This is a genomic window from Pseudomonas sp. TWI929, assembly GCF_039673335.1.
Taxonomy (GTDB): Bacteria; Pseudomonadota; Gammaproteobacteria; order Pseudomonadales; family Pseudomonadaceae; genus Aquipseudomonas.
The window spans coordinates 32735-53465 of the sequence record NZ_JBDJLK010000030.1; the positions used below are offsets into that span (position 1 = coordinate 32735).

The following is a 20731-nucleotide window of genomic DNA, read 5'->3' on the forward strand; positions in this document are numbered from 1 at the left end:
CCGTGATCCACTGGCGCATGGGTTCCAGATCGCCTGAGTATGAATTGACTGCAGCCGGCTGGGCGTGATTTGCTCGGGCTGATGGCCTATCGCCGGCAAGCCAGCTCCCACAGGTACAGCACCTGCCTTCAGGCTTGTGCATGACCTGTAGAAGCGGGTTTACCCGCGAATGGCCTTGACACGATCATTCAAAGGAAATTGAAGGTCCGCCCATGCCTGACTACAAGCTGCATTGCTTCGCCGAATCCGGTAACGCCTACAAGGCCGCCCTGATGCTTGAGCTCACCGGCCAGGACTGGCAGCCGGTGTTTGTCGATTTCTTCAATGGCCAGACCCGCGAGCAAGCCTGGCGCGACGAGGTCAACGAGCAGGGAGAAGTGCCGGTGCTGGAACACGCCGGTAAATCCCTCACTCAGTCGGCACTGATCCTGGAGTACCTTGCGGAGCAAACCGGGCAGTTCGGCCCCCGCGACGAGGACGAAAAGCGCGAAATCTGGCGCTGGATGTTGTTCGACAACCACAAGTTCACCAGTTACTACGCGGCGCTGCGTTTTCTGTACTGCCTGAAGAATACAGGCGAAACCGATGTGACCCGGTTCCTGCGCGAGCGCGCCACGGCGGCGTACCGCATTGTTGACGCGCACCTGGCGAGAACGCCGTTCATGGTGGGCGGGCGGCTGACCATTGCTGACCTGTCGTTGGCGGGGTATGTGTTCATGCCCGAAGACACCGGTATCCCGTTGGCGGAGTTCATCCATATCGAAGCATGGAAGGCGCGGATCCAGGTGCTGGCGGGCTGGAAGCACCCTTATGAGTTGATGCCGCGTAAGCCATTCTGATGACCGGTCGGTGACAAGCGCAGCGGCATGACTACGCTCAAAAAATTCGAAATATTCTGCAATATTTGCCCAGCTGGCCCTGAGGGATCTTGTTCAACTGCTGCTGAAGGAAGGTCGCGCTGGTTTGCAGGTCGCCCCATGGGGGCCGGAGCCCACAGGGCGAGCAGTGCAACCCTGTGCTACTCCAAGCGGAGGCTCATCATGCTGAAGAAATGCCTCTTGGCTTTGGCTATCGGTGCCGTGTTGTCGGGGGCGGCGGTGCTGGTGCCTGACTCCATTGGCGGCACCTCCAGCGCGTATGCGAAGGATGGTGGCGGTGGTGGGGGCGGCGGTGGCGGCGGTCATGGTGGCGGTGGTGGCGGCAGCGGCGGTGGCGGCGGCCATGGCGGCGGCAGCGGACACAGCGGCGATGGCGGCGGGCAGGGTAGCAGCGGGCGTAATGGTGCTGATGATGGCGCCAATCATGAGGCCAACCATGAGGCAAATCACGAAGCGAATCACGATGTGGGCGAGGCCCACGGTGTAGGGCATGGCGCTGATGATGGGGCTGACCATGACGTCGGGGATGATCGCGGAGGCGATCGGAACTGACAATTGCAGTGCCTGTGCCGGGCTGTTCGCGGGTAAACCCGCTCCCACAGGTACCGCGCCGATTTCAAATGTGGCGCTGTACCTGTGGGAGCGGGTTTACCCGCGAAGAGGCCGGCACAGGTTTACCAACAATCAGATCGACAACCGCACCACCCGGTTATCCAGCACCTGCTGCTTTTGCCCACGCCGCTTGCGGGTGCTTGCCGGTGCCGACAATGCCCTGCACGAACGTCACCAACTGCTCCCTGGCGTTCATCAGCGTCCCCCACTGCGCCTGACCGCACAACAACCCCAGCACCGCGTGGGCGATAGATCGCGCCCGCGGTGCCGTCAGCCCGCATTCGGCCGCGACAATGTCGCTGAGCAGGCTGCTGTATTCCGCTTTCAACTGTTCAACCTGCAACAGTTGGTCCTCACTCAGGTTCATGGCCTCGCGGGTCAGTAGCACCAGCTTGTCCGGGTTGGCCTGGCTGTAGGCCACGAACGCCTGCACGAAGCACGGCAAGCGTTCACTGTTGCTGCGGGCGCTTTTGAGGCATTGTCGGGTTTCATACAGCAGGTCGGTCAGGCTCGATTCGATCAATTCGAACAGCAGGCCCTGTTTGCTCTCGATATGGTGATACAGCGACCCTGCGCGCAAGCCCAGATGGCTGGCCAGGTCGCGCAGGCCGATCGCCTGGTAGCCATGGCTGGCGAACAGTGCGCTGGCCGCTTCCAGCAAGCGATCCCGGGCATGCGGGGAGGGTACGGGCGAGCGGCTGGAAGCGGGCATGGCGGCACCTGTCGGCGAATTGATGTTTGACCAAATGTAAGACAACAGGCATCTTACGTAAAGACTCAATCGTGGAGGTGTTGTGTGGACAAGCAAACGGTGGTGATCGTAGGTGGTGCCTCGGGTCTGGGCCTGGAAACAGCCCGGCTGATGGTCAAGCGTGGCGCCGGCAAAATCGGCCTGATCGACCGTAACGAGCAATTGTTGGTACAAGCAGCAGAAGAGCTGCGCGGGCAGGGGGTAGAGGTGGCGATCGCGGTGGGTGACATCGCCCGCAAGGACACCGCCCATGCCGCCTTCGCCCAGATCGTCGAAGGCCTGGGCCGGGTGCATTGCCTGGTCAACAGTGCGGCGATCTATCCGCGCCAGGATATCTTCGAGATCAGCGACGAAGAGTGGGACCTGGAAAACGCGGTAAACATCAAAGGCACCTACCACATGATGGTCGCGGCCGTGCGCCACATGCAGCAGTACGTGGCGGCACCGGCGGTAACCGGGCGCATCGTCAACGTCACCTCGGTGGATGCCTTCAAGGCCCACCCGCAGAACGCCCATTACGCCGCGACCAAGGCTGCGGTGGTGAGCCTGACCAAGTCCTTCGCCCAGGCCTGTGCCAAGGACCAGATCCTGGTCAACTCGGTGGCGCCGGCCGGTTTTGCCACTGAGCGCGCCAAGCAGCTGGGCTTCCTCGGCGAACTTGCGGCGGCCAACCCGCTGGGCCGTGCTGCGGAGCCGGCAGAGATCGCCGAATGGATCGTGATGATGGGCAGCAGCCGCAACAGCTACGCCACCGGTGAAAACGTAATCGTCAGCGGGGGTTACATCTATGCCTGAAGTCGCATTCCCCGAGGGCTACCAGCGCGCGCTGGTGACCGGGGCCACCAGCGGTATTGGCAAGGCCATCGTGCTGGCGTTGCGCGATGCCGGCCTGCAGGTGATTGCCGTGGGGCGCAGCCCGCAGGCACTGGCGGAGCTTGCCGGTGAACCGGGGGTGACCACCTTGCAGGCGGATGTGCGCGACTATCGTGCGCTGGCTGCCGCGCTGGAGGGGCAAACAGTGGATGTACTGGTCAACAACGCGGGCATTCTGTCCACCCGTGCGGCGTTCCAGGACATCGACGAAGCCGAGATCGACAACATGCTCGACATCAATCTCAAGGCACCGCTGCACCTGGCACGTCAGGTGCTGCCGGGCATGGTCGGGCGGGGTAGGGGGCACCTGTTCTTCATCGGCTCCAGTGCCGGCCGTGCGCCGCACCCAGGCGCGGCGGTGTATGGGGCATCCAAGGCCGGGGTCAGTCTGTTCTGCGATGCCTTGCGCTGTGACCTGCTGGGCAGCGGGGTGCGGGTGACCGAGATCGCCCCGGGCCGGGTACAGACCCAGCTGTACAAGACCGCCATGGGCATGCAAGCGGCGGGCAGTGAGCTGTATGACGGCTATGAATCCATTCAGCCGCAGGACATTGCCGAGCTGTTGCTGGCAGCGTTGAAGATGCCGCGGCAGGTGGATGTGTCGCGCTTGGAAGTGTTCCCCACGGCGCAGGCGGTGGGTGGCGGGCGGATGGTCAAGACTGCGGGTTGATGGGTTGCCTGTGCTGGCCTCTTCGCGGGTTCACCCGCGAAAGGGTCGGTGCAGGCAGCACGATTTTCAGCAAATAGGTGCTTGACCACATGTAAGACAACATATAACTTACATGAAGACCGCCTCAACCGGTCGAGACAACTACAAAGCATTGCAGGGGATATGACGATGACTGCGACATCATGCCGGGTCGGCGTGGACATAGGCGGCACCTTCACCGATATCGCGCTGGACGTGAACGGCGTGCTGCATTCGACCAAGATCCTGACCGACTATGAGCTGCCTGAGCGGGCCATCCTCACCGGCGTACGCCAGGTGGTGGAGCAGGCGGGCCTGGCGCTGTCGGACATCGACCAACTGATCCATGGCACCACCCTGGCCACCAACGCCCTGATCGAGCGTCGTGGCGCGCGCACTGCCTTCATCACCACCGAAGGCTTCCGTGACACCCTGGAAATGCGCACCGAAAACCGTTTCGAGCAGTACGACATCAACATCGCACTGCCGCCGCCGCTGATCGACCGCGAACACCGCTACACCCTGCGTGAGCGCCTGGATGTCAAAGGCCAGGTGCTGATTGCCCCGGTGCAGGCCGAGATCGACGCGCTGGTCGAGCGCATTGCCCAAGGCGACTACCAGAGCGTGGCCATCGGTTTCATTCACAGCTACGTCAACGGCGCCCACGAGCGCCAGCTGCGTGACGCCCTGCAGGCGCGCCTGCCGCAGCTGTCGATTTCCATCTCCAGCGAAGTCTCGCCGCAGATGCGAGAGTTCGAGCGCTTCAATACCGTGTGCGCCAACGCCTACGTCAAGCCACTGATCAAGTCCTACCTGGACCGCCTGGTGGTCACCCTCAAGGAAGCCGGCGCCAACTGCCCGGTGTTCATGATCCATTCTGGCGGCGGCATCATCTCGGTACAGAGCGCTGCGCAATTCCCGGTGCGCCTGGTGGAGTCCGGCCCCGCCGGTGGCGCCATCTTCGCTGCCGACATCGCCCGCCGTTATCAGCTGGAAAACGTGCTGTCGTTCGACATGGGTGGCACCACGGCAAAAATCTGCCTGATTGAAGACCAGGTGCCGAAAACCGCAAAAACCTTTGAGGTCGCGCGTACCTACCGCTTCAAGAAGGGCAGTGGCATGCCGATTTCCATCCCGGTGGTGGAAATGGTCGAAATCGGCGCTGGCGGCGGCTCTATCGCCAGTATCGACAGCATGCGCCAGATCCGTGTCGGCCCACACAGCGCGGCTTCCGAGCCTGGCCCGGCCTGCTACGGCCGTGGTGGCCTGGAGCCGACCATCACCGACGCCAACCTGCTGCTTGGTCGCCTGGATGCCGACAACTTCGCTGGTGGTGCCCTGCGCCTGTCCAGCGATAACGCCGCCAACGCCATGGCCCGGGTGATCGGCCAGCCGCTGGGCATGCAGGCAGACACTGCAGCCTTCGGTGTGTGCGAGGTGGTCGACGAGAACATGGCCAACGCCGGACGTGTGCACGCGGTGGAAAGCGGCAAGGACATTGCCGACTACACCATGATCACCTTCGGTGGCGGCGGCCCGCTGCATGCCGCGCGGCTGTGCGAGAAGATGGGCGTAGCGCGCTTCATCGTCCCAGCCGGTGCCGGCGTGGGTTCGGCCATCGGCTTCTTGCGTGCGCCATTCGGCTATGAGGCCGTGCGCAGTGCCTTCGTGCGGCTGTCCGAGTTTGAGGCTGTGCGGGTCAATGGCCTGATCGAGGAGATGAAAGCCGAGTCGCTGGGCTTCCTGCGCCAAGGCATGCCGGTCGGTGAACCGGAAATGGAATGCACCGCATTCATGCGTTATGTCGGCCAAGGCTGGGAAATTCCAGTAGCACTGCCGTTCAAGGCCTTCAGCGCTGCCGACACGGTGGAGTTCAAGGCCCGTTTCGAAGAAGCCTACACACGCTTCTTTGGTCGCCCCATCGAAGGCCCGGACATCGAGATTGTCAGCTGGTCGGTCAAGGCCAGTTCGCCGCTGCCGCCGGTCAAGCACATCGAAGAAGTGGGCGCCGCTTATCGCGCCCATGAAGTCACGCGCCGCCAGGTGTTCGACGTGGCCGCCGGCGGTTTCGTAGAAGCCGGCATATACCCGCGCGAAGAGCTGCAGGTCGGCGCTCGCGTCGATGGCCCGGCGATCATCGTCGAGCGCGAAACTTCGACCTTCGTCACCTCCAACTTCACCGCCACGGTCCAGCCAGACGGCTGCCTGCTGGTCGTGCGCCGCTAACGCCTGAATTCGGAAGCCAGAACCATGAGCGATACTTTGATCGACATTCAAATGCAGGTGATGTGGAACCGCCTGGTCTCGGTGGTCGAAGAGCAGGCCCTGACCCTGATCCGCACCGCCTTCTCCACCAGCGTGCGCGAAGCCGGCGACCTGTCCGCCGGGGTATTCGACCGCGCCGGCAACATGCTGGCCCAGGCGGTCACCGGCACCCCCGGCCACGTCAACACCATGGCCGAGGCGGTGGTGCACTTCATCAATGACATCGGCGAGGACAACATCTTCGAAGGCGATGTGTACGTGACCAACGACCCGTGGAAGGGGACTGGCCACCTGCACGACATCACCATCGTTTCGCCGTCGTTCTACAAGGGCAAGCTGATCGGTTACTTCGCCAGTACCGCCCACGTGGTCGATATCGGCGGTCGCGGCTTTGGCCCCGACGCCCGCGAGGTGTACGAGGAAGGCTTGTTCATCCCGATCATGAAGCTGTTCGAGCGTGGCAAGGTCAACCGCGATCTCATCAACATCCTGCGCAACAACGTACGCGAGAACGACCGGGTAGTGGGCGACTTCTACGCGCTGTCGGCGTGCAACGAGACCGGCCACAAGCGCCTGCTCGACATGCTTGAAGAGTTCAAACTGGACGACCTGGAGCACATCGGTGGCTTCATTCTCGAACACAGCCGCCGCGCCACGCTGGAGTGCTTCAAGAACCTGCCGCACGGTACCTACAGCAACAGCATGACCCTCGATGGCTACGACGTGCCGGTAACCCTGGCGGTGACCATCACCGTTGGCCCGGACGGTATCAAGAGCGACTTCACTGGCACCTCGGGCATGAGCCAGTTCGGCATCAACGTGCCGCTGGGCTACGCCAAGGCCTATGCCTGCTATGGCCTGAAGTGCATCGTCGCGCCGGAAATCCCCAACAACACCGCCTCGCTGGCGCCGTTCGAGGTTACTGCGCCGGAAGGTTGCATCCTCAATGCCAAGCACCCGGCACCGGTGTCGGTGCGCCATGTGCTCGGCCACTTCGTGCCAGACCTTGTGCTCGGTGCGTTGCACAAATGCCTGCCAGGCAAAGTGCCGGCCGAGGGCGCCAGTGCCCTGTGGAACCTGCACCTGAGCGTGCGCCCGCTAGAGAGCAACCCGAACGGCCGCAACGCCGAGATGCTGATGTTCAACAGCGGCGGCATGGGTGCCCGTTCAGCGATGGATGGCCTGAGCGCCACGGCATTCCCCAGTGGCGTGCACACCATGCCGGTTGAAGCAACAGAACACGCGGGCCCGGTGGTGGTATGGCGCAAGGAGCTGCGCGAAGGTTCCGGCGGCGCCGGCCAACTGCGCGGCGGCCTGGGCCAGGAGATCGAAGTGTCGGCGGCCGAGGGCTACAGCTTCCGCTTCAGTGCCATGTTCGACCGCATCCAGCATGCCGCCCGCGGCCTGGAAGGTGGCAAGGAAGGCGCCGAAGGTTACGTCGGCCTGGATGACGGCAGCTTGCTGCGCGGCAAGGGCCAGCAGTTTGTGCCCGCCGAGCGCCGCCTGGTGCTGCGCCTGCCCGGTGGTGGCGGCTATGGCGACCCGCGCCAGCGTGACCGCCAGCAAGTCGAGCGCGACCTGCGCTTTGGCTACATCAGCGCCGAACAGGCACGCAACGACTACGGCTTCGACGCCGCCCTGGAGCGCTAGATGATGGACGTGCAAAGCAGCCGCGTGCGAGCGGTAAAAAGTTCGCCAAGCATGGCCGTGTCGGTGCTGGCCAAGCAGATGCTGGCCCAGGGTGAGCCGGTGATCAACCTGGCCCTCGGCGAGCCGGACTACAACGTGCCGGCCCATGTGATCGAGGCCGCCTACCAGGCGATGCTGGCTGGCAACAACCACTACACCGGGCCCAACGGCCTGGAGGCGTTGCGCCAGGCGATCGTCGACAAGTTCGCCCGGGAAAACGACCTGGTCTATGGCCTGGATGAGATCTGCGTAGGCAACGGCGCCAAGCAACTGCTGTTCAACGCCTTCCTGGCCACCCTGGAACCGGGTGACGAGGTGATCACTCCGGCGCCGTACTGGGTGTCGTACACCGACATGGCCATGCTTAATGGTGGTGTGCCCAAGGTCATCCCGTGCGCTGCCGAACAGGGTTTCAAGTTGCGCCCCGAGCAGTTGGAAGCGGCGATCACCCCGCGCACCCGCTGGGTGATGCTCAATTCGCCGAACAACCCGAGCGGGGCGATCTTCACCCGTGAAGAGTTCGCCGCGCTGGGCAAGGTGCTGGAGCGCCACCCCAAGGTGCTGGTGATTTCCGACGAGATCTACGAGCACATCGTGCTGGGCGATCAGCCGTTCGTGTCCTTCGTCACTGCCTGCCCGCAGCTGCGTGAGCGCACCTTGCTGATCAACGGCGTGTCCAAGGCCTATGCCATGACCGGCTACCGCCTGGGCTACGCGGCAGGCCCCAAGGACCTGATCGTGGCGATGAACAAGACCCAGTCGCAAACCACCACCTGCCCGTCGAGCATTTCGCAGCTGGCGGCCGTGGCGGCACTGAACGGGCCGCAGGACTTCGTGCGCGAAGCTAACCGCGAGTATCAGGCGCGCGGTGCGCTGGTGGTGCAAGGGCTGGCGCAGATCCCGGGCCTGCAATTGCAGATGCCGCAGGGCGCGTTCTATGCCTTCCCCGAGGTCAGCGCCTTCATCGGCAAGCGCACGCCCGAGGGGCAGGTCATTGGCAACGATGCCGAGCTGGCGGCCTACCTGTTGCGGGTGGGCAAGGTCGCGACCGTACCAGGTTTGGCGTTTGGCCTGGAGCCCTATATTCGTCTGTCGTTCGCCACGTCGCGCCAGGAACTGGAACAAGCCCTGGGGCAGCTGCGCGATGCATTCGCGGCGCTGTCCTGAGCCCACCAAGCAATCGAGGTAACACATGAGCAAGCCTTTCAAACGCCTGCTGATCACCGGCGCCGCCGGGCGCCTGGGCAGCGTGCTGCGCAAGCACCTGGCAGCCTTCGCCGATGAGCTGCGCCTGACCGATATCGCTGACATGGGCCAAGCGGCGCCGCATGAGCAACTGGTGCGCTGCGACCTGGCCAACTTCAACGACGTGCTGCCGCTGGCCGAGGGCGTCGACGCCATCGTGCACGCTGGCGGCGTGCCGGTGGAGGACACCTTCGACAAGATCCTCAACGGCAACATTGTCGGCACCTACAACATCTACGAAGCCGCTCGGCGCAATGGCGTCAAGCGCGTGGTGTACACCAGCTCCAACCACGCCATCGGCTTCTACGACCGCACCGAGACCATCGACGCTACCGCCGCGCACCGCCCCGACAGCCTGTATGGCGTCAGCAAGTGCTTCGCCGAGGATCTGGGCCGCTACTACTGGGACAAGTTCGCCATCGAGTCGGTCAACCTGCGTATCGGCTCGTCATTCCCCGAGCCACTGGACCGGCGCATGCTCGCCACCTGGCTGTCGTTCGACGACTTCGCCCAGCTCACCGAGCGTTCGCTGCTGGCGCCGCGGGTCGGGCACATGATCGTCTACGGCATGTCGGCCAATCGCGAGAGCCTGTGGGACAACCGCCTGGCCTCGTCGCTCGGCTACGTGCCCAAGGACAGTGCCGACGACTACCGCGACAAGGTCCTGGCCGAACACCCGCCATTGCACCCGAACGAGCCAGCTGCGCGTTACCACGGCGGCAACTTCGCCGGTGCCGGGCATTTCGAAGACCCGAAATGAACTACTAGCCCCGGCTCGGTACCTGTAGGAGCGGGTTCACCCGCGAACACCGGCCAAGCCGGGGCCATGCACCAAGTTGCCTGTTTCGCGGGTGAGCCCGCTCCCACAGGGTCCCTGCTATCTTCAAGAAGAGAGCTATTTCCATGGCTTCCACCGCAAAACAACAGAATTACGATGTGGTGATCGTCGGCGGCGCAGTCAATGGCAGCGCCACCGCCTACTTTCTCGCCAACAACCCGGACTTCAAGGGTTCGGTACTGGTCATCGAGCGCGACTGGACTTACAACAAGTCAGCCACCGCGCTGTCGAGCAGCTCGATTCGCCAGCAGTTCTCCAACCCGATCAACATCGAAATCTCCAAATTCGGTGCCGAGTTCGTGCGCAACTTCCCCGAAGTAATGGAAGTCGACGGCGACCGCCCAGACCTGGCCTTCCACGAGAACGGCTACCTGTTCCTCGGCGACGACAAGGGCTATGAAGTGCTGCGCCGCCTGCACGATACCCAGGTGTCCCACGGTGCCGACGTGCACTTGCTCGACCCCGAGCAGCTCAAGCGCAAGTTCCCCTGGGTGAATATCAACAGTCTCGCTGGCGCCAGCTACGGCCAGAGCGGCGAAGGCTGGTTCGACAGCCTGGGCATGCTCAATGGCTTCCGGCGCAAGGCCCGTTCGATGGGTATCGAGTACATCGAGAATGAGGTAGCCGGCATCCAGCGCGAAGGCGACCGTATCACTGGCGTGCAACTGGCGAGCGGCGAGCGTATCGGCTGCGGCCTGCTGGTCAACTGTGCCGGTACGCGCGGCACCAAGGTCGCGCGCATGGCCGGCCTGGATATCCCGGTCGAGCCGCGCCGCCGTTCGCTGTTCGTGTTCGACTGCCGTACCCCACTGGAAGGCACCGTGCCGCTGACCATCGACCCGACCGGGGTGTTCTTCCGCCCGGAAGGCAAGTTCTACCTGGGCGGCACCTACCCGAAGAACGATCCGGAAGTGGACTTTGAAGACTTCGACGTGCTGCATGAGGAGTTCGACGAAGAGGTGTGGCCGATTCTAGCCGAGCGCGTGCCGGCGTTCGAAGGCATCAAGGTGGTCAATTTCTGGGCCGGGCACTACGACTTCTGCGTGCTTGACCACAACGCCATCGTCGGCCCGCACAACGAGGTTGGCAACTTCCTGTTCTGCAACGGCTTCAGCGGGCATGGCCTGCAGCAGGCCCCGGCCATTGGCCGCGGGCTGTCCGAACTGATCACCTACGGTGGCTACCGCTCGCTCGACCTGGGCGCGCTGAGCTACCAGCGAGTGATAGACAACAAGCCGTTCCTGGAAGATTCGGTCATCTGACCAGCGCCTGAGGGAGAACAACAATGAGCAACTCCGAAGTGAAGCGCAGTGGCGGCCAGGTGCTGGTCGATGCCCTGCGGGTAAATGGTGTCGAGCGCGCTTTCTGCGTGCCGGGCGAAAGCTACCTGGCAGTACTCGATGCGCTGCACGATGTGCAGGATGAAATCGACCTGATCGTCTGCCGCCAGGAGGGTGGGGCGGCGTACATGGCCGAGGCCTATGGCAAGCTGACCGGCAAGCCGGGCATCTGCTTCGTCACCCGTGGCCCGGGCGCCACCAACGCCTCGGTGGGCGTGCACACCGCCTTCCAGGACTCCACGCCGATGCTGCTGTTCATCGGCCAGGTGGCCCGCGACCAGATCGAGCGCGAAGCCTTCCAGGAAGTGGACTACCGGCGCATGTTCGGCCAGATGGCCAAGTGGGTGGTGCAGATCGACGATGCCGCGCGCATTCCCGAGCTGGTCAACCAGGCCTTCCAGCGCGCCATCAGCGGCCGCCCAGGCCCGGTAGTGATCGCCTTGCCGGAAGACATGCTGACTGACCTGGTGCAAGTGGCCGATGCCCGCCCGGCGCAACGCGTCGAAGCTGCCCCAGCGCCACAGGCGCTGGGCGAACTGCAGGCGTTGCTGGCCAAGGCCGAGCGGCCGCTGGTGATTGCGGGTGGTGGAGGCTGGAATGACCAGGCCGTGGCTGACCTGAAGCGCTTCGTGCAGGCGCAGAACCTGCCACTGGCGGCATCGTTCCGTTGTCAGGACCTGTTCGACAACACCGACCCGCACTACGCTGGCGACCTTGGCCTGGCAGCAGGCCCGGTGCTGGTGGATGCGGTGAAGCAGTCGGACCTGCTGATCGTGGTCGGCGCCCGCCTGGGCGAAATGACCACAGGCGGTTATGCGCTGGTCGACATCCCGACGCCGAAGCAGGCGCTGGTGCATGTGCACCCCAGTGCCGAGGAAATCGGCCGGGTGTATCAACCGACCCTGGGCATCAATGCCGGCCCGGCCAGTTTCCTGGCCCAGGCCGCTGCATTGCCAGCGGTGCGCCCAGCAGCGTTCGCCGACTGGGTCGCCAACCTGAACAGCGGCTACCGCGACAACTTCGAAACCCCGCGCTCGCCGGGTGATGTGCAGATGAGCGAAGTCATTGCCTGGCTGAACAAGACCCTGCCGGCCGACAGCATCCTCACCTGCGGTGCTGGCAACTACACCGGTTGGGTGCACCGCGGTTACCAGCACCGCGTGTTCCGCACGCTGCTCGGGCCCACCAATGGCTCCATGGGTTACGGTGTGCCAGCGGCGGTGGCCGCCAAGTTGACCTACCCGCAGCGCACCGTGGTGGCGTTTGCCGGTGACGGTTGCTTCCTGATGAATGGCCAGGAGCTGGCTACGGCAGCGCACTATGACGCCCGCGTGATTACCGTGGTGGTCAACAACGGCATGTACGGCACCATTCGCATGCATCAGGAACGCACCTACCCAGGCCGGGTCTCGGGCACCGAGCTGCACAACCCGGACTTCGCCGCCCTGGCGCGCGCCTACGGTCTGCACGGTGAAACCGTCACCCGCACCGAGGACTTCGCCGCCGCGTTCGAGCGTAGCCAGGCGTCCGGCAAGCCGGCGCTGATCGAAGTGCAGGTTGACCCTGAAGCCCTGACCCCGCGCATGACCCTCAGCCAGATCCGCGACAAGGCCCTGCAGGCCAAACGCTGATTCACCTCAGGTGGGGCGCTGTAGGGCCCCACCTTTTTTCCTTCTTCGAACGAGCCAATCGACATGAACCTTGCCGATCGTGAACTGCTGCGTGAAGTTTGCTATATCGACGGAAAATGGCTGGCGGCCGACAGTGGCCAGCGCATTGCCGTGACCAACCCGGCCACTGGCGAATTGCTCGGCCATGTGCCACGCATGGGGGCGGATGAAACCCGCCGCGCCATCGCCGCCGCTGAACGTGCCTTGCCGGCTTGGCGGGCACTTACCGCCAAGGAACGTGCCGCCCGGCTGCAAGCATGGTTCCGCGAAATCCTCGCCCACCAGGAAGACCTGGCGCGCATCATGACCGCCGAACAGGGCAAGCCGTTGGCCGAGTCCCGTGGCGAAATCGCCTTTGCCGCGGCCTATGTGGAGTTTTATGCCGAGGAAGGCAAGCGTATCTATGGTGATGTGATCCCTTCACCGAATGCCGATCGCCGGCTGATCGTCACCAAGGAGCCGATTGGCGTATGCGCGGCGATTACGCCATGGAATTTCCCGGCGGCCATGATCACCCGCAAGGCGGCCCCGGCGTTGGCGGCAGGTTGCACGCTGGTGCTCAAGCCAGCCTCGCAAACGCCGTTCAGCGCGCTGGCGCTGTGCGTGCTGGCCGAGCGCGCCGGTATCCCTGCGGGGGTGCTCAGCGTAGTAACCGGTGATTCGGCGGCGATTGGCGGCGAACTTACGGCCAGCCCGGTGGTGCGCAAGTTGTCATTCACTGGTTCCACGCCAATTGGCATTCAGCTGTTGCAGCAATCGGCGGCGACAGTGAAGAAAGTGACCATGGAGCTCGGTGGCAACGCGCCATTTATCGTGTTCGACGATGCCGACCTGGAAAAGGCCGTGGACGGCGCGTTGATCGCCAAGTTCCGCAACAGTGGCCAGACCTGCGTGTGTGCCAACCGTTTCTATATCCAGGATGGCATCTACGAGCGTTTCGTGACGCGTTTCGCTGAGCGTGTAGGTGAGTTGGTGGTGGGGCCGGGTGATGCGCCTGGAACCCAGGTCGGGCCGATGATCGACGGGCGAGCGGCCAGTGGTGTCGAACGTTTGGTGGGCGAGGCCGTGGAGGCCGGGGCGCGGGTGGTGGCGGGCGGGCGCAGGCATGCGTTGGGCGAGGCCTTCTTCGAGCCGACCTTGCTGGCGGATGTGACACCGGCCATGCGCGTGGCGCGCGAAGAAATCTTCGGGCCGGTGGCACCGATCTTCCGCTTCAGCAGCGAAGAAGAGGTGATTGCCCAGGCCAATGACACCGAGTTCGGCCTGGCTTGCTACCTGTATGCGCGGGATGTCGGGCGCATCTGGCGGGTGTCCGAGGCGCTGGAGTACGGCATGGTCGGGGTCAACGTCGGCGTGGTGGCAACCGAGGTGGCGCCGTTTGGCGGGGTGAAGGCCTCGGGGCTGGGCAGGGAAGGGTCGCGCTACGGGATCGAGGATTACCTTGAGCTCAAGTATGTGTGCCTGGGGCTGTGAGCTAATCCCGACCCTGTGATATTGCCTGTCCCGGCCGCTTCGCCGGCTTGCCCGCGCCCACAGGGGGCGGGCAAGGTCTAGCCACCCAGTGCCTGCTCCGTGACCCAGTCTATGAACGCCCGCACCTGCGGGCGTTTCAACGCTTGCGGGTGGGCCACGGCGTAGTAGGCGAACCGCGCCGGCCACGGCCGGTCGACTGCCACCTCCAGCCTGCCGCTGCGCAGGTCCTCTTGTGCATGGTAATCCTGCACCAGCGCAATGCCTTGCCCAGCTACCGCCGCACGCAAGAGCAGCAGGTCCTCATCGAAACTTGGCCCACGGCTGCTGCGGCTGTCTACTGCGCAGCCGTGGGCCTGCAGCCACAATGGCCAGTCGGCCCGCTCACCGTCATGCAGCAGCGGATAGTGCAGGCAGTCCAAAGGCTCTTCGATGGCTGGCCCGTTGGCCAGCAGCGCAGGGCTCGCCACCGGCAACAGCACAGGCGCCATCAGCGGGATGCTTGCCAGCCCAGGGTAGTGCCCCAGGCCATGGCGCAGCGCCACATCGACGCGGTCACGTTGCAGGTCCACCAGCTTCGCCGAAGCCTCTACCCGCACCTCGATGTCGGGGTAGCGTGCATTGAAATCGCCCAGGCGAGGTACCAGCCAGGTCGCGGCGAAGGCAGGTACGGTGCTCAAGGTCAGGGTGGGCGTGCGGGCCGTGGTTTGCAGTTCGGCCAGGGCGCTTTCGATCTGCCCGAAGCCGCGCGATAGCCCCGGATACAGTGTGGCCCCAGCGTCGGTCAGCTGCACGCCGTGCCGGGCACGTACCAGCAGGGTTACCCCCAGGCGCTCTTCGAGCAGGCGAATTTGCTGGCTGATGGCCCCCGGCGTCACGCCCATATGCTCGGCGGCAGCCTTCAAGGTACCCAGGCGCGCCGTTTCGGTGAGCGCGCGCAAGGCAAGCAAAGGCAAGACGGCACCCACGGCGTGCTCCTGTATTTAGAAAAACTAAAGTCATAGGGCAGAACGAATCGTTTCGATATTCCACCTGCCATGAATAGGATAACGCTCGGATCAACTGCCAAACATTAGTTTTTCTGAGGGAGACACAGGATGTCCGTTTACGATCCGACGTTGTCGGCTGTTACCCGCGGCGCTGACGCCAGCGCGTTTGCCCAGCACCCCGGTTACTGCCGCATGTTCGCCCCCCAGCGGCTGACGCTGGGGGTGTTTTTGCCGCTGCGCTTCTACCGGGGCGACATGCGCGTATTGCTCGGCCAGGCCGAGCAGGTGCGCGCTATTGACCGGCTGGGTTTCGCCGCCGTGTGGGTGCGCGACGTGCCGTTGTTCGACCCATCATTCGGCGATGCCGGGCAGGTATTCGACCCCTTCGCCTACCTGGCCTACCTGGCCGCGCATACCCAGCGCGTGGCCCTGGCCACCGGCAGTGCCATCTTCACCTTGCGCCACCCCATCGACCTGGCCAAGGCGGCGGCAACGCTGGACTGCCTGTCGGGTGGGCGGCTGGTGCTGGGTATTGCCTCGGGTGACCGCGCCGTGGAATTCCCGGCCTACGGCTTGGCCCACGAAGCGCGCGGCGAGCGTTTTGCCCACGCGGTGGATTATGTGCGCAAGTTGCTGGCGGGGCAGGCCTCGATCGACTCGCCGCTGGGGCAGGTGAGGGATGCCCAACTGTTGCCCAGGCCGCTGAATGGGCGTATTCCGCTGGTGGTCACTGGGCGCTCACAGCAAAGCCTGGAGTGGCTGGGCGAGTACGCCGATGGCTGGCTGAGCTACCCGGATGCCACTCACGATGCCATGGGGCGCAGGCGCCTGGCCGAGAAGATCCGCAGCTGGCGTGCGGCAATCCCTGGCGGTGGCTTCCGCCCGCACATGACCAACGAGTGGATCGACCTGGTCGATGACCCGCACTTCCCACGTACGCCAATGCAGCGCGGCCATGTGCTGAGGACCGGGCGCCAGGGGCTGATCGACCTGCTCGGCGAGTGGCAGGCAGCGGGGGTCAACCATGCCGCATTGGGTATTCACAAGGCCCAACGGCCTGCGGCAGACATCATCCAGGAACTGGCGGAAGAGGTTCTGCCGCTGTTCCCCAGCCTGCCGGGGCCGCACCCATTGAGCCAGGGTTGGTAGATGCGGCAGGCTGGGCGCTGATTGACAGCCCAGTCAGAAGTCCCAGCGGGTGGTGACCATGAGGTTGCGTGGTTCGCCATAGAAGGTGGTGTCGAAGTTGCCCAGTCCGGTCAGGTAGACCTTGTCGAACACGTTGTTGGCATTGACCGTGAAGCTCAGGTGCTCGTCGTACTGGTAGCGGGCCATCAGGTCGACCAAGGTGTAGCCGCCTTGCTTGATGCGCGTGTAGTCATTGGCGATCGGGCTGTAGATGTTGCCGTAGAAGCCGCTTTGCCACCTTAGCCCACCGCCCACGGTAAGCGGGTCAAGCGCGCCCGGCAGGCGGTAGGTATTGAACAGCCGCACCACGTGTTCAGGCTTGGTGGTTGCCAAGGGGTAGCCGAAAATGCGCTGGTCGTCGGCGTCACGGGTACGGGCATAGGTGTAGCCAGCGGTGACGTTCCAGCCGGGCGCCAGTTCGCCGGCCAGCTCCAGCTCTAAGCCTTTGGTGGTGGCGCCGTCGATGGCCTTGTAGATACCTTCGTTGGTCACCGAGTTGGTGCCGATGTTGGAGGCGACGTTGTCTTGCACGATGCGGAAAAATGCCAGGGTGGCGTTCAGCCGGCCATCGAAATAAGCGGCCTTGAAGCCTGCTTCATAGCCGTCACCCTCAACCGGTGCCAGGGTCGCGCCATTGATGTCCTTGTACACTTGCGGCTGGTAGATCGATGTGTAGCTGGCGTAGACCGAGTAGGTATCGTCCAGGTCATAGACCACGCCCGCATAGGGCGTGACCACACCGTGCTCCTTGTAGCTTGCGTGGGTGTCACTCAGCGAAGAGGTTGGGTAGTAGTCTTGATCGTCGTTGTACTTGAAGGTGCTGACCCGGGTGCCGAGGATAACTGACAGCTTGTCGGTCGGCCGCAGGCGGGTCGCCACATAGGCGCCGTTCTGGCTTTGCGTGGTGGTGTAATCACCGTTCTTCGGGAAGTTCTGCTCCGGAATTTTACCGTTCCAGTCGAAGATGGAGCCCGGCACCATGGCAAACGCGCTGCCGTCGTAGGTATCGCCGGTCTGCCGCGAATGCGCGGTCATGAAACCTGCCACCAGGTCGTTCTCACGGCCGAAGAGGGTGAACGGGCCTGACACACTCAAGTCTGCCGTGTTTTGCACGCGGTGGCCTTCCCAGCGTCCCCAGTACAGGAACATGCCCTCGCCGGTGACTGGGTCCGGGTTGCCACCGCTCGCAGACGCCAGGCGCGTGTCATGATCGCTGATCATGTGGTTGAGGCTGAGCTTGACCTTCCATTCGTTGGCCAGGGCTTGCTCCAGCGAAGTGAAGTAGGTGGTGGACTGGAAGTCCCGGCGGCTCCAGTCTGCCCCGGGGTTGTGCGAGCGCGAAAAGTCGGTGCGGCTGCCGTCGGAAAAGTAGGTCGGGTTACCGGTCCAGGACGACCCGCGTGGGGTGGTGGCCTGGTTATCGATGCCGAAGGTCAGCAGGGTATCAGGCGTCAGGTCGGCTTCAAGAATGCCGTAGTACACGTCCTTTTTCTGCTTGTAGTGGTCCAGGTACGACTTGCGGTCCTGGTAGGCACCCACCAGCCGGCCGCGTACGCTACCGGTGTCGTTGAGCGCGCCCGAGATATCGCCTTCGGTGCGGTAGTTGTCCCATGAACCCGCGCTGGCGGTGATCGAAGCCTTGAACGCCTGGGTGGGCTTCTTGCGCACCAGGTTGACCGTGGCAGACGGGTCGCCAGAGCCGGTCATCAGGCCGGTCGCACCCTTGATGACTTCGATGCGGTCGTAGGCGGCCATGTCGACGTGGGTCACGCCCTCATCGTACACCCCGTCATAGATGGTGTTGATGCCATCGTACTGATAGTTGGTAATGGCAAAACCGCGCGCGGAATACTCCATGCGTTCGCTGTCATAGGCCTGGACCGAAACCCCGGGCGTATTGCGCAGTACGTCACCGATGTCTTGCGAGCCGTGGTCGTCGACCACCTGGCGGGTAATGATGCTGACCGACTGCGGCGTTTCACGCAGCGTCAGTGGCAACTTGGTTGCCGTAGTCGAACCACCGGTGGTGTAGGCGCCGGTGCCCTCTGTGACATTACCCAACCCCAGGCCATCGATGCGGCTGGGGGCCAACTCCACCACGTCGCCCTGGCGGGTGGTCAACAGCAACGAATAGCGCCCGTCACTCTCGCGAGTGGCCTGCAGCCCGGTACCGCTCAGCAGTATCTGCAGCGCCTGGTCGATGCCATAGCGCCCGTCGAGCGCCGGCGAACGTTTACCGCGCGTCAGCTGGGTGTCGAACGACAGCACGATGCCGGACTCTGCAGCGAACTGCGTCAGTACTTCGCCCAGGTCGCCCTGCGGCAGGTGGTAATCATGGGCTTGGCTGGCACAGGCAGCGCCAGGCCCGCCGAGCAGGGCAGCTAGCATCAGGCAAGTGCGCAGGCCTGGCGCAGTGAAAGGCCTGGGTTTGAAGCGGCGGGTCATCTTTGCGTTTCTCTGATAGGTAAGTGTCGGGTTACCTATGAGTCGGATAAGGCGCGCCAAAGTGATCAGGTATCGAGTATTTATTTACGCTGCGGTGATCGTTACCCAGAAGCGGGTTCGGCTGTGCACTTGCACCGGCAGGGATGTGGCCAGTGCCCGCAGGATCTGGTCGGTATCATTGAGCCTGTAGGTGCCGCTGATGCGCAGCGCCGCCACGGAAGGTGCGCAGCGCAGCCAGCCCGGCCGGTAGCGTGAGAGGTTGCTGATGAACATGTCGAGGCGCTGGTCGTTGGCAATCAGCAGGCCCCGGCCCCAAGCGTCAGCTGCAAGCGCGTTGGTTTCCAGCGAGGAGAAACCCTGGTCATTGAACTGGCAGCGCTGGCCGCTGTTTACCTGCAGGGTTTGGCCAGAAGCCAGGGTCACCTGTGCCTGCTGGCCAAATACTTCAAGGCTGCTGCTGCCATCGAGCAGCCGCACGGCAAAGCGGCTTTCGCCCGCGTCGATCGTGCCATTTCCGGTAATGACCCTGCAGGTCTGGCGCGCTGGCACAGTGACCATGAGCTCACCTTGGCGCAAGCGCAGCCATGGTGCGTCGCGCCGGTCATCTACATCCAGCGCAGACGCGGTATTGAGCATCAGCGCAGTGCCATTATTCAGCACCAGCGAACGCTGTTCGCCCACCCCGGTACGCATATCTGCCAGCAGCGGTGACTGTTTGATTTCCCGATAGCCACCCAGGCCCAGGGCGCCGCCTCCCAGAAGCACCAGGCCGGCCTTGACCACCCGCCGCCGGCTGGCATGCCGGCCATTCGCTGCCAGCGCCAGTACGCGTGCCGAAGCTGGGTTCTCGCTCGCTGTCATACGTGTTTGCAGGCGTTCGGCCTGCTGCCAGGCCCAGGCATTGACTGGTGCTGCATTCAGCCACAGCTGCCAGGCCGAGTAATCACTGGCCTGCACCTCACCGCTGTTGAGCTGGCTGAACCAGTGCGCGGCCTGGCGCAGCGAAGCCAGTTGCTCGGCATTCAGGCTGGCGCTCACTGGCCGTGGCCAAGGCTGTAGATCATGCAATGTTCAGCCGCTTTGGCTACATAGCGGCGCACACTGACTTCGGAAATACCCAGCTGGGTGGCAATGTGTCTGTACGGCATGCCATCGATCTGCGAAAGCAGGAATGCCTCACGTACCTTGGGCCCGAGCGAGGCCAGCATGGCGTCGAGTTCGAACAAGGTTTGCAGCAGGGCCAAGCGTTGTTCAGGGGAGATGTCCAGTGCTTCTGGCTGCTCGGCGAGCACCTGCAACCAAGCCCTTTCCAGATGCACGCGGCGCAGGTGGTCGATCATCAGGCGGCGAGCGATGGTTGCCAGGTAGCCTTTGGGTTCGCGCACGGCCTCGAGCTTAACGGCGGCGTCGGCGGCAGACATCACCCGCACGAACACATCCTGGACGAGGTCGGCAGCCAGGTGGTTGCAATTCACCCGTGGTCTCAGCCAGTTATGCAGCCATTTGCTCTGGGCCCGATATAGCTGGCTGACTTGAGAGGTGAAGGCTAGATCCGGGGTGCTCATCCATGCCGCCTAAAAATATTCGCAAATGCTAATGGTTCGCATTGTATGCAAAGTATTTCAGGGTTTGCAATCGCAGCTCTGATAGAACGGCACATAACTCATTGACTTGGCAGGGACCATGTGGGAGCGGGCGTGCCCGCGAACACCGGCGCAGCCGGTGCCAGACACCGCGTCGAGTTCTTCGCGGGCACGCCCGCTCCCACAGTGACCGCGTCGTGCTTACCA

Annotated in this window: 17 protein-coding genes; 12 read left to right on the plus strand and 5 right to left on the minus strand. The window is 63.6% G+C overall.

Annotated elements, in window-relative coordinates; genetic code table 11:
• The first annotated feature begins 212 nt into the window (after positions 1 to 212).
• Both ABE456_RS14445 and ABE456_RS14450 read left to right on the plus strand, forming a co-directional pair.
• Positions 213 to 839, plus strand: coding sequence for a glutathione S-transferase (locus ABE456_RS14445; RefSeq protein ID WP_346644521.1), 627 nt, complete (start codon positions 213 to 215; stop codon positions 837 to 839).
• A gap of 201 nt (positions 840 to 1040) precedes the next feature.
• A complete protein-coding gene (locus ABE456_RS14450; protein WP_346644522.1) occupies positions 1041 to 1430 on the plus strand; it encodes a hypothetical protein in 390 nt (129 codons plus the stop codon).
• 157 nt (positions 1431 to 1587) lie between these two features.
• Here the strand turns inward: ABE456_RS14450 and ABE456_RS14455 are convergent, their stop codons facing one another.
• Entirely contained in the window at positions 1588 to 2202 is a 615-nt protein-coding gene (locus ABE456_RS14455) for a TetR/AcrR family transcriptional regulator (protein ID WP_346644523.1), read from the minus strand.
• 84 nt (positions 2203 to 2286) lie between these two features.
• On the opposite strand from ABE456_RS14455, the gene ABE456_RS14460 reads away from it, so the two are divergent.
• From ABE456_RS14460 to ABE456_RS14500, 9 genes are all read left to right on the plus strand, one after another.
• Positions 2287 to 3036 (plus strand): SDR family oxidoreductase, encoded by a 750-nt coding sequence (locus tag ABE456_RS14460; protein WP_346644524.1) that lies wholly within the window; start codon positions 2287 to 2289, stop codon positions 3034 to 3036.
• Positions 3029 to 3784 carry an SDR family oxidoreductase gene (locus tag ABE456_RS14465; protein ID WP_346644525.1) on the plus strand — a complete coding sequence of 252 codons (756 nt, stop codon included), beginning with the start codon at positions 3029 to 3031 and terminating at the stop codon, positions 3782 to 3784. Before ABE456_RS14460 ends, ABE456_RS14465 begins: the two co-directional genes overlap by 8 nt.
• 168 nt (positions 3785 to 3952) lie before the next feature.
• Positions 3953 to 6028: a hydantoinase/oxoprolinase family protein gene (locus ABE456_RS14470; protein ID WP_346644526.1), complete on the plus strand. Its 2076-nt coding sequence runs from the start codon at positions 3953 to 3955 to the stop codon at positions 6026 to 6028.
• Between the two features lie 24 nt (positions 6029 to 6052).
• Positions 6053 to 7717, plus strand: a complete 1665-nt coding sequence (locus ABE456_RS14475; RefSeq protein ID WP_346644527.1) for a hydantoinase B/oxoprolinase family protein — start codon at positions 6053 to 6055, stop codon at positions 7715 to 7717.
• Between the two features lie 3 nt (positions 7718 to 7720).
• The gene (locus ABE456_RS14480) at positions 7721 to 8923 is read left to right on the plus strand and encodes a pyridoxal phosphate-dependent aminotransferase (protein WP_346644546.1); all 1203 of its coding nucleotides are present in this window, start codon (positions 7721 to 7723) and stop codon (positions 8921 to 8923) included.
• Between the two features lie 25 nt (positions 8924 to 8948).
• Entirely contained in the window at positions 8949 to 9761 is an 813-nt protein-coding gene (locus tag ABE456_RS14485) for an NAD(P)-dependent oxidoreductase (RefSeq protein WP_346644528.1), read from the plus strand.
• Positions 9762 to 9904: 143 nt separating this feature from the next.
• Positions 9905 to 11101, plus strand: a complete 1197-nt coding sequence (locus ABE456_RS14490; protein ID WP_346644529.1) for an FAD-dependent oxidoreductase — start codon at positions 9905 to 9907, stop codon at positions 11099 to 11101.
• 23 nt (positions 11102 to 11124) lie between these two features.
• Positions 11125 to 12810 (plus strand): thiamine pyrophosphate-binding protein, encoded by a 1686-nt coding sequence (locus tag ABE456_RS14495; protein ID WP_346644530.1) that lies wholly within the window; start codon positions 11125 to 11127, stop codon positions 12808 to 12810.
• A 63-nt stretch (positions 12811 to 12873) separates the two neighbouring features.
• Positions 12874 to 14322, plus strand: a complete 1449-nt coding sequence (locus ABE456_RS14500) for an NAD-dependent succinate-semialdehyde dehydrogenase (protein WP_346644531.1) — start codon at positions 12874 to 12876, stop codon at positions 14320 to 14322.
• Positions 14323 to 14399: 77 nt separating this feature from the next.
• On the opposite strand, the gene ABE456_RS14505 is transcribed toward ABE456_RS14500, so the two are convergent.
• Entirely contained in the window at positions 14400 to 15287 is an 888-nt protein-coding gene (locus ABE456_RS14505) for a LysR substrate-binding domain-containing protein (RefSeq protein ID WP_346644532.1), read from the minus strand.
• Between the two features lie 150 nt (positions 15288 to 15437).
• Here ABE456_RS14505 and ABE456_RS14510 point away from each other — a divergent pair, with 150 nt between their 5' ends.
• Positions 15438 to 16457, plus strand: coding sequence for an LLM class oxidoreductase (locus tag ABE456_RS14510; RefSeq protein ID WP_346644547.1), 1020 nt, complete (start codon positions 15438 to 15440; stop codon positions 16455 to 16457).
• Positions 16458 to 16490: 33 nt separating this feature from the next.
• Here the strand turns inward: ABE456_RS14510 and ABE456_RS14515 are convergent, their stop codons facing one another.
• The 3 genes from ABE456_RS14515 to ABE456_RS14525 all read right to left on the minus strand — a co-directional run bounded on the left by ABE456_RS14515 (position 16491) and on the right by ABE456_RS14525 (position 20506).
• Positions 16491 to 18941: a TonB-dependent siderophore receptor gene (locus ABE456_RS14515; RefSeq protein WP_346644533.1), complete on the minus strand. Its 2451-nt coding sequence runs from the start codon at positions 18939 to 18941 to the stop codon at positions 16491 to 16493.
• An 84-nt stretch (positions 18942 to 19025) separates the two neighbouring features.
• Positions 19026 to 19979, minus strand: a complete 954-nt coding sequence (locus ABE456_RS14520; RefSeq protein ID WP_346644534.1) for a FecR domain-containing protein — start codon at positions 19977 to 19979, stop codon at positions 19026 to 19028.
• Positions 19976 to 20506, minus strand: coding sequence for a sigma-70 family RNA polymerase sigma factor (locus ABE456_RS14525; protein ID WP_346644535.1), 531 nt, complete (start codon positions 20504 to 20506; stop codon positions 19976 to 19978). The genes ABE456_RS14520 and ABE456_RS14525 overlap by 4 nt, the downstream gene beginning before the upstream one ends.
• Positions 20507 to 20731 lie beyond the last annotated feature (225 nt).

Bases quoted from the DNA above. Each gene is read 5' to 3' on its own strand.
- ABE456_RS14450 (WP_346644522.1), top strand. From the start codon at position 1,041: ATGCTGAAGAAATGCCTCTTGGCTTTGGCTATCGGTGCCGTGTTGTCG.
- ABE456_RS14490 (WP_346644529.1), top strand. From the start codon at position 9,905: ATGGCTTCCACCGCAAAACAACAGAATTACGATGTGGTGATCGTCGGC.
- ABE456_RS14465 (WP_346644525.1), top strand. From the start codon at position 3,029: ATGCCTGAAGTCGCATTCCCCGAGGGCTACCAGCGCGCGCTGGTGACC.
- ABE456_RS14495 (WP_346644530.1), top strand. From the start codon at position 11,125: ATGAGCAACTCCGAAGTGAAGCGCAGTGGCGGCCAGGTGCTGGTCGAT.
- ABE456_RS14480 (WP_346644546.1), top strand. From the start codon at position 7,721: ATGGACGTGCAAAGCAGCCGCGTGCGAGCGGTAAAAAGTTCGCCAAGC.
- ABE456_RS14445 (WP_346644521.1), top strand. From the start codon at position 213: ATGCCTGACTACAAGCTGCATTGCTTCGCCGAATCCGGTAACGCCTAC.
- ABE456_RS14525 (WP_346644535.1), bottom strand. From the start codon at position 20,506: ATGAGCACCCCGGATCTAGCCTTCACCTCTCAAGTCAGCCAGCTATAT.
- ABE456_RS14485 (WP_346644528.1), top strand. From the start codon at position 8,949: ATGAGCAAGCCTTTCAAACGCCTGCTGATCACCGGCGCCGCCGGGCGC.
- ABE456_RS14470 (WP_346644526.1), top strand. From the start codon at position 3,953: ATGACTGCGACATCATGCCGGGTCGGCGTGGACATAGGCGGCACCTTC.
- ABE456_RS14455 (WP_346644523.1), bottom strand. From the start codon at position 2,202: ATGCCCGCTTCCAGCCGCTCGCCCGTACCCTCCCCGCATGCCCGGGAT.
- ABE456_RS14475 (WP_346644527.1), top strand. From the start codon at position 6,053: ATGAGCGATACTTTGATCGACATTCAAATGCAGGTGATGTGGAACCGC.
- ABE456_RS14515 (WP_346644533.1), bottom strand. From the start codon at position 18,941: ATGACCCGCCGCTTCAAACCCAGGCCTTTCACTGCGCCAGGCCTGCGC.
- ABE456_RS14500 (WP_346644531.1), top strand. From the start codon at position 12,874: ATGAACCTTGCCGATCGTGAACTGCTGCGTGAAGTTTGCTATATCGAC.